The organism is Enorma sp. (assembly GCF_982429025.1).
Window position 1 is genome coordinate 1 of sequence record NZ_CEWCAA010000069.1, and the last position, 8,574, is coordinate 8,574.

Below are 8,574 nucleotides of genomic sequence, written 5' to 3' on the forward strand. Positions count from 1 at the left end.
ATCACGAAGACCGCGAGCCCGCGTCCGGCAGCAGCGACGAGCCCCGCCGTCCCCGCTTGGTAGCGCTCGTTCGCATAGTTGTACTGGATCTGGCAAAAATCCCAGTCGTAAGCGTTGAGCACGAGGGAAAAATCGCCCGCGCTGCCGTGGTAGGAGAACCCGATGGCCCCGATCCGCCCCGCCGCCTTCTGGCGAGCAATCCATGCCTCGATGCCGAGGCCAACAAGCCGCGTCCACTGAGCTGGGCTCGTAATGTTGTGGATGAGGTAATAATCGATGCGGTCCGTTCGCAAGCGGCGCAGCTGCTCGTTGAAGATGCGATCGAGGTCCGCCTCGTCCTTGCACGACGCATGGGGAAGCTTGGTCGCGAGAAACACTTGGTCGCGCAGGCCCAGGTGCTCGAGCGCCGCACCCACCACGGCCTCGTTTCCCGGATACAGATATGCTGTGTCGAGATAGTTGACGCCGCGCTCGACGGCGCGCGCAATGATGGCCTCCGCCCGGCGCTGGTCGGGCCTGCCGGGCACGCTGCCTGGAAAGCGCATACAGCCGAGCCCTAAAACCGAGAGCCTGCGTCCGGTCCTGGGGTCAACTCGATACTGCATGGCGCTCCTCCTGGCTACGAATCTGTCGCAGCCAGTATAGCAACACAACCGCCCATCAAACGCTCGGTGATGGCGGCCAGCGGAATCATGCCTCGCGTGCCTCGTCCACGAGGCGCTCGCTCTTTCGCTCGAGCTCGCGAACGACCTCGGATGCGGCAAAGGCCGCCACTGCACCCAGTACCATGAGAAGCACTGCCGCCATCTCGCCCATTCCAACCTCCCCGCCACCGCAGGGCACCCAGACCCTGGAGCCCCATGCGGAAAATGCGTTACGCGCTTTGAAAACCTCGTCAACAACCATAGAATCGATGGGGCAATGGCGCGCAAAGCGCGTGTAAGCGAACGGAAAAGAAGAGATATCGGCTCGAATGAAAGCGGGCAACTCGCGGAAAAGCGCGCAGCCGCCCGATACACGCATCGATCCGAATAGAGGCAGAAAAGAGGACGGCGTGAAGGTGACCATTTATACCGATGGATCCGCCCGCGGAAATCCCGGCAACGGTGGCTACGGCGCCGTGCTCTCGTTTACCAACAGCCAGGGGCAAACCTTCACGCGCGAGCTGTCCGAGGGCTTCGAGCGCACCACCAACAACCGCATGGAGCTTCTCGCCGCAATCGTGGCGCTCGAGACGTTGAACCGCCCCTGCGAGGTCGAGCTGCACTCGGATTCCCAATACCTCGTCAACGCCTTCAACAAGCACTGGATTGAAGGCTGGCAGCGCCGTGGCTGGAAGACGGCAGCCAAGAAACCCGTTAAGAACATCGATCTTTGGCAGCGCCTCCTTGCCGCCATGGAGCCCCATCGGGTCTCATTCGTCTGGGTCAAGGGCCATGCAGGACATGAACTCAACGAACGCTGCGATGAGCTCGCCACGACGGCTGCCGATTCCGGCAACCTCCTCGTCGATACCGGCTTCACCGACGCCGACTAGCTCTTCGAGACCATACCGAATGGGGACAGCTCCCCTTTGCTCTTAGGGAAACACTGATCATGGGGCGCCGGAAGCATCCGCCCCGTCGAGGTTTCAACTTTTGGGCACTTCCCCGCGCGGCGGACGGGCACGGGCGGGCGAGGGGTGGGAAAAGGCGCAGCCCGGATGCGGCACGGCTACCCGGGCCCTCCGCTCCGAAGTGCCCAATAGCTGAAATCGCGATCGCCCCGGAGGGAATATCAGCGCTTCCCTATCAGCCGTGGCTGCGCAATAGCTCACGCACGTGAAGCGATGTGCTCCACCTGACGATTCGCGAGTACAATACCCTCAAGCGAGTACGGTTGCGGTGAGGGTCGCCGGATGCTCCGCCCCGACGGGCTCCGCAGTGTGGGACAGCTTGGTTGCCCGACGCGAGGACCGCCCGAGCCGGGTCCGAATATCCCGACCGCCCGTCCGCGAAGCCACGACAGATAGGAGCCCCATGCGCATCGCAACTATCGGCACCAGCGCCATCACCAGCGATTTCATCGAAGAGATCAACGCGAGCGACCGCGCCGTGTTCGTAGGCACGCTTTCGCGCGACCTCGAGCGCGCAAAGGCATTCACCGAGGCGCGCGGCGGCTCACGCCCCTTCACCGAGCTCGAGGATCTCGCCGCCAGCAACGAGGTGGACGCCGTGTATCTCGGAAGCCCCAACGCGCTCCATGCGTCGCAGGCCCTCGCCTGCATCGCGGGTGGCAAGCACGTGATCGCCGAGAAGCCGCTGGGCGCGAACGAACGCGAGGCGCGCGCTGTGTTCGATGCCGCCGAGAAGGCCGGCGTCGTGGTGCTCGAAGCCATGCGCCCCCTGCACGACCCCGCTTTCGTTGCCGTGCGCGACCTTATGCGCAACCTGGGCCGCATTCGCCGCGCCGATCTTCATTTTGGCAAGTATTCATCTCGCTACGACGAAATTCTCGCCGGGAAGCACACCAACATCTTCGATTGCGCGATGGCCACCGGCTCCCTCATGGATATCGGCGTCTACACCGTCGAGCCGCTTATCGAGCTCTTCGGCGCGCCCGAATCCGTTCTCGCGGCTCCCGTTCTCCTCGATGAGGAAACTCGCGGCCTCACCCATGGCCCCCTCGATGGATCGGGAGTCATCATCGCCCGCTATGCCGACTTCGTAGCAACGCTCCACTTCTCCAAGATCACCAACGACCGCCTGCCGTCGCAAATCGAGAGCGAGACCGCAACGCTCACCTTCGACGGCATCTCGGTACCCACATGGGCCCGCGTCGAGCATCGGGGCACCGCGGTGCGTGCGGCGGCGAAGCAGGTGCATGTCGAAGAGGGCGCTCGCACGGAGGAGCTCGAGCTTCCGCAGGTGCCTAACACCATGGTTTACGAGCTCAGTGATTTTTGCGATGCGGTCGACGCGGTTCAAGCAGGTTCCGACCCGCTCGACGCGCCCGCAGGCCCCTTTGGGAACGTCCGGCACTATCGTGACGTCACGCTGGCGTCTCTCGCCCTCATGGACGAGGCGCGCCGTCAAATGGGCGTGTCCTTCCCCGCCGACGCGCTGGCAAGCGATGCACGCGAAGCAGGCGAACGATAGCGGGCGAAGGGAGCGCACGATGGGTATCATCGACCGTATCCGCGCCTATGCAGGACAAGGTGGGAGCGACGCGGAGCGCGCGGGCGGTCCTTCAGGCAGCGCCGCCCCAAGCAGCCAGCGCAGCCCCCTCGAGCTCCGCATTATCAAGGAGCTTCAGAGGGCGCTCGCCCAAGACGGCGGCGCGCCGGTCCGCTATCGCTTCCTCTTCACGGGCAACGTGCAGGGCGTGGGGTTCCGCTGGACAAACCAGGGAACGGCCAGGGAGCTCGGACTGACGGGCTGGGTCCTCAACCTGGACGACGGATCGGTCGAAATGGAGATCCAGGGCCCAAGCGGCGCCATCATCAAGCACCTCGACACCGTCCACGCCTATTACTCCCGCATGCGCTGCCGCGTCTGGCTCACCGAGGCGCAGGCGCTTGACGTCCAAAGCAACGAAACCGGCTTCTCCGTGCGTTATTAGTGGGCACCTTGCGGTGCACGTGTAAATGTTAGTAATATACTCATATACAATGACGTGCGCGGATGCTGCGCCGGCATGTCAGCTCTGTAGCCGCGGCTACGCACGCCAGCCTGGTAGCCGCGGCCGCACGCACCCGCCGAGCCCTGTTTCGCGCCGCCGCGTGCGCGCAACAGGGCAAACCCGCGCAGCGCACGTCGCGCAGAAGCGCGAGCAACCACGACGGCAAGGAGGCTCCGATGGCCGTACAGCGACGCAATACCCGGCAGCGCCGGCTCGTCCTCGATGCCGTTCGAGCCCTGCACAACGGCCATCCCACCGCCGACGATGTGTTCGTCGAGGTCCGGCGCCACGACGGCCGCATCAGCCGGGGAACGGTATATCGCAACCTCTCGCTGCTCTCCGATGAGGGCATGATCAAGCAGCTTAAAACACCGGGTGGAAGCCGCTTCGACGACCGCTGCGACCACCATGCCCATCTTATCTGCACGTCATGTGGTGCCGTGAGCGATCTCGACCTCCCCTACGATGCCGGCGCAGACACCGGCTGCGCCCGTTCGACAGGCTATGCAGACGTCTCGCACTATACGTTTTTCGAGGGGCTCTGCCCCGCCTGTCAAATCCGGGGAGCGTAATTCCAACCCTGACGGGCACCCCTAGTCTCGTCCGGCGTAGACGGCTGAACGCCCCTAGCCTCGGCCGACACAGACGGCTGAACGCCCCTAACCTCTTCACCCAGTTCGACGCCCGCCTCGACACCCCTTATCTCGTCCGGCCGGGCCTGGTCCCATTTCACGAAACGGAACCCGGCCCGGCCGGCTTGCCCTACCCATGCCTGATACAAGGCGGAGTCTACGCCTCGGCAACCTCGACGAGCTCGATGTCGAAGGTGAGGTCCTTGCCTGCGAGCTCGTGATTCGCATCGAGCACCACGCCCGTCTCGTCTACCTTGATCACCGTCGCGGGCACGGGCTGGCCCGAGGGCGTCTGCAGGAAGAGTTTGTCCCCCGCATTAATCTGCTCGATATTGGGCACCTGGTTAGCAGGGAACGTAAGAATGAGATCGTCACGGCGCTCGCCGTATGCCTCGGCGGCGGGAATTCGCACGGTCTTCTTCTCCCCTTCCTGCATATCGACCACAGCTGCATCGAAGCCAGCGATCATCTGGCCGGCGCCGCAGACGAACTCAAGGGTTTCCCCGCGGTCGTAGGAGCTGTCAAACTGCGTGCCGTCATCGAGCGTACCGCGATAATGAACGCGAAGCTTCTTACCGGTATTGGACATCGTTCCTCATTTCTTTCGTGCGCCCGGCAATCGTGCCGCATGGCGCGTTGACACTAAACTGGCGCGGGATGGCCGAGGTGAACCGCGGCGCCATCATCGCGCAGACGAGCAAGCGGCCGATGCGCCGCAGCCGCTGATGTGCCGCAAGGCAGACGCCGCAGCCGTACCTTATGCGACTCCCTCAAGCTCCGCGTCGATGAGCTCAGCGAGCACCTCGTCAAGCCCGTGGCCCGCCACGCGCATCATCTGCGGGAAACGCGAGTAGTACGTCATGCCGGGCGTCGAGTTGACCTCGTTGAACACCACTTCGCCCTCGGGCGTCACGAAAAGATCGACGCGCGCGAAACCGGAGCAGCCGAGCGCCTCATACACCGTGCGGCCTGCGGCGCGCACGCGCGCCAGCACGTCGTCGGGAAGGTCCGCAGGGCAGCGCAACTCGGTATTCGCACCGGGATCCTTCTCGAGATGGATGCGGAAGAAGCCATCGCCCTGGATGACGATTTCGTCGACGGCGCCCATCTTCGTTCCGCGCACCGCGTCGCCCACGACCGCACAACCCACCTCGATACCCTGGATGGCCTCCTCGATGGCAACCTTCTCATCGAGCGCGAAAGCGGCCTCCAGCGCCGTGCGGTACGACGCCTCGTCCGATGCCTTGGAAACGCCGATGGACGAACCGCCGCGAGCGGGCTTCACGAAGACGGGGAACCCGCCGCAGCGCTCCACCGCCGCCTGGCATTCCTCATCGGAAGCGCCACGATACAGCACCTCGCACAACGGAGAGCGCACGCCCGCCGCCGCAGCGAGCCGATGGGCGGCGTCTTTATCCATGCACACCGCAGAGGCGAGCACGCCGCAGCCCACGTACGGAACGCCGCACGCCTCGAGCGCGCCCTGAACGGTGCCGTCCTCGCCGCCCTGGCCGTGGAGCACGGGGAGCGCTACGTCGACCTTGAGCTGGCGTGCGCCCTCCTCGGCGAGCTCGATAAAACCGCCCCGCGCACTCTCGCCGCGACCCGGCAGAAGCGCCACCGGCGCCACATCGTGGCCCTCCCAGGCACCGGAGACGATATCCTCGACATCGCCCGTGTAGTGCAACCACATGCCATCCCGCGTGATGCCGATGAGAACCGGGCGAAACCGGTCGCGCGGAAGCTGCGCGATGACGTTGTCTGCAGATTTAAGCGATATATCGTGTTCGGTGGAAATGCCGCCGAAGATGATCGCAACGTCGACCATGAGGCTCCCTCCTCCGCGCACGCGGCGCGGCGTCGTACCGAATGAGCAGGCACCAGTATAGGCGAGGCAAGACACCGTTCCGGCGTGGCAAAAGCGACTCCACGCCGTCCCCGCGAGCGCACGGAGAATACTGAGCTCTCAGGAGGCGTACGAACAATGCCGCGCTACCACGGGAATATGGGCAATGCCGTTCACGCACGCGCGCTGGACGAGCATGCATGCAGACGCTAGCCGCGGGGAGTTCTCGGGCGGGATTTCGCCATGAAGGACGCTCTCGGGCAGCGATTCTCCTTACGGGACTTTACGGGCAGCGATTCGCCATGCAGGGCGCCCTCGGGCGGAATTACGCTGCAGGACTTTGCCGGGCGATAATCCGCCATGTGGGACACTCTCGGGCGATAATCCACCATATTCCATGCCCCAGATGGCGAACTATTGCCCAAGAACGGCGGATGCGTCCGAATATCGCCCGGAAAGAGCAAGCATGGCGAAATCCCGCCCGAAAACGGCAAGCGCGCTCGGAGTATCCGCAACTCATTTTCGGTGCCCATGCACTACCATACTGAAGACCCATCCGCGAAGGAGGCACCTTGACCGCGCACGCACGCAAGACACCCGGCAGCAACGTTGCAAGCCCAAAGACGGCTGGTGCCGCAAGCTTCATCCTGAACGTCGACACGCCCGCCGGCGCCATCGCGGTCACGGTGACCCGGAAGCGCGTGAGAAATCTCAACCTACGCGTCCGAGGTGATGGAAGCGTTGTCGCAAGCATTCCACTCCACACGAGCGCGGCGCGGGCGCAGGCGTTCCTCGACCGGCGAGCCTCGTGGATCGCCCAGCATGTTCTGCGCCATCGCGAACAAGCAGAATTGGAACGCGACGCCGCGCATGCACCGAGCACCATCCCCCTGTGGGGAGAGCTCGTCTCGTCCGAAAAGGCATTCGGATCCGCCCTGTCGCCGGAAAGCGCCGCCGCCGAAGCAGAGGACCTCGTTGCAGAGCTCTACCGACAGGAAGTGAAACGGGCGCTACCCGCCGTCGCAGAGCATCTGGAGCACCAGATGGGTGTTCACGCCAGCCGATGGCAGGTGCGCGCCATGAAGACTCGCTGGGGCTCCTGCACGCCGCGCACCAGAGCCATCCGCATCAATGCGCGCCTTGCGGCGTATCCGCCCTCATGCTTGGAATTCGTTGTTGCCCACGAGCTCTGCCACCTCATGGAACCGAGCCACAACCAGCGCTTTCATACGCTGCTCGACATCTACTGCCCCGAGAATCGCGCAATCGCCTCCCTGCTCAAAAAGCCCGCGCGAGCCGCAGCGCGTCCGCAGGCATAGGCCGCGAGGAAGCACGCACCTGCGGCGAGACGCCTGTACCCGCAACGAGGCGACCGCGCGGCAAAGGGGCGGTCGTTCCCGGAGGCTGGGGGCAGCGCGCCATGGCTTTCGTATAAGGATTTCTGGCTACTCGCCGCATCTCCAAAAACCTACCGACTCGAGGCGAGAATTTCATTTTCAATGCAACTCATCTACCTGCGAGAATATTGAGTATCCGCAGCTAGATGTGTTGCAGCGTTCGAGGCTCGAGTCGGAAGGTTTTCTGAACACTCCGAGTAGGGCCGTATTTGCATGGTATTTCATGCATAAAAATGGCCCCATCCTGTATCGAATGGGGCCTTCTCGCCATCAATCGCAACGCCGCAGCCGCCCTCAGAGCGCGTACGAGCGGGCAACAGCGCCGCCAAAGCGCCAAAGCCGCTCAGACTGCGATGCACTTAGCGCGTGCGCTCGATTTCGACGCCGACGCTCTTTAGCGGCAGACCAATGGGCGCCCACGGCTTCTCGATGGTAAGTCGCACTGCAAGAAGCTCCGGATGCTTGTGCAACAGCTCGTCCGCAAGATGCTCCGCCGCCGCTTCGATAAGCTTGAACGTATGGCTGCGCAGATAGGCGTCGATCTCATGGCATACCTCGCCGTAGTGAATCGATTCACCTAGGTCGTCGGTCTCCCCCGCCCTGCGCAGGCTGGCAAAAAGCGTCGCCGACACGATGAATTTCTGGCCGAGCGTCGTCTCCTCGGGATAGACGCCGTGATTTGCAAACACCTCCAACCCGGAGATGATGATCTTGTCCGCATGCTCAAGCTGGCCTGGCTCGAGCTTTGCGAGCGCACGCCGCGCGGCAGGCAATCCTGCTCCGCTACGCTGGGCAAGCGTGGTCTCCTCGCCGCGCGAGGTATCTTCCGGAAGATGCTTCTGCGTCATAGTAATCGCTTCCTTCGTCGTGTTCTTCCACGCTTCTCTATACCCAATACCGAGCGGAATGAACTGGCCCGCGGGAACACAGTTGAAACGGAATCACCCGGTGTCTACGATTCACGCGGGTATTCAGATGAGTGGCGCGAGGTTCTTCTTGGAATCAGGCCAGGTGCAGGCAGCGCGAACCTCGGCGGGGC

At 63.6% G+C, this 8,574-nt stretch carries 10 protein-coding genes; 5 read left to right on the forward strand and 5 right to left on the reverse strand.

The window, feature by feature from the left end; translation table 11 throughout:
* Positions 1-605 (reverse strand): aldo/keto reductase (locus AC1VS5_RS09075; RefSeq protein ID WP_481218416.1); only part of this gene is annotated, 605 nt, incomplete at its 3' end.
* Between the two features lie 85 nt (positions 606-690).
* A complete protein-coding gene (locus tag AC1VS5_RS09080; protein WP_268257917.1) occupies positions 691-816 on the reverse strand; it encodes a hypothetical protein in 126 nt (41 codons plus the stop codon).
* Between the two features lie 238 nt (positions 817-1,054).
* On the opposite strand from AC1VS5_RS09080, the gene rnhA reads away from it, so the two are divergent.
* The 4 genes from rnhA (at position 1,055) to AC1VS5_RS09100 (ending at position 4,232) form a co-directional block, all read left to right on the forward strand.
* A complete protein-coding gene (gene rnhA / locus AC1VS5_RS09085) occupies positions 1,055-1,537 on the forward strand; it encodes a ribonuclease HI (RefSeq protein ID WP_019128037.1) in 483 nt (160 codons plus the stop codon).
* 481 nt (positions 1,538-2,018) lie between these two features.
* Positions 2,019-3,137, forward strand: coding sequence for a Gfo/Idh/MocA family protein (locus AC1VS5_RS09090; protein ID WP_481218417.1), 1,119 nt, complete (start codon positions 2,019-2,021; stop codon positions 3,135-3,137).
* 19 nt (positions 3,138-3,156) lie between these two features.
* Positions 3,157-3,600, forward strand: a complete 444-nt coding sequence (locus tag AC1VS5_RS09095) for an acylphosphatase (RefSeq protein ID WP_481218418.1) — start codon at positions 3,157-3,159, stop codon at positions 3,598-3,600.
* 236 nt (positions 3,601-3,836) lie between these two features.
* Complete coding sequence (locus AC1VS5_RS09100; RefSeq protein ID WP_481218419.1) at positions 3,837-4,232, forward strand: Fur family transcriptional regulator; 396 nt, start codon at positions 3,837-3,839, stop codon at positions 4,230-4,232.
* A gap of 217 nt (positions 4,233-4,449) precedes the next feature.
* On the opposite strand, the gene AC1VS5_RS09105 is transcribed toward AC1VS5_RS09100, so the two are convergent.
* Both AC1VS5_RS09105 and AC1VS5_RS09110 read right to left on the reverse strand, forming a co-directional pair.
* Positions 4,450-4,881: an FKBP-type peptidyl-prolyl cis-trans isomerase gene (locus AC1VS5_RS09105; RefSeq protein WP_019128033.1), complete on the reverse strand. Its 432-nt coding sequence runs from the start codon at positions 4,879-4,881 to the stop codon at positions 4,450-4,452.
* Positions 4,882-5,049: 168 nt separating this feature from the next.
* Positions 5,050-6,120 (reverse strand): D-alanine--D-alanine ligase family protein, encoded by a 1,071-nt coding sequence (locus AC1VS5_RS09110; protein WP_481218420.1) that lies wholly within the window; start codon positions 6,118-6,120, stop codon positions 5,050-5,052.
* Positions 6,121-6,710: 590 nt separating this feature from the next.
* Here AC1VS5_RS09110 and AC1VS5_RS09115 point away from each other — a divergent pair.
* A complete protein-coding gene (locus AC1VS5_RS09115) occupies positions 6,711-7,457 on the forward strand; it encodes a M48 family metallopeptidase (protein ID WP_481218421.1) in 747 nt (248 codons plus the stop codon).
* Between the two features lie 437 nt (positions 7,458-7,894).
* Here the strand turns inward: AC1VS5_RS09115 and folB are convergent, their stop codons facing one another.
* On the reverse strand, positions 7,895-8,383 hold the full coding sequence (folB, locus tag AC1VS5_RS09120) for a dihydroneopterin aldolase (protein ID WP_346679721.1): 489 nt from the start codon (positions 8,381-8,383) through the stop codon (positions 7,895-7,897).
* Positions 8,384-8,574 lie beyond the last annotated feature (191 nt).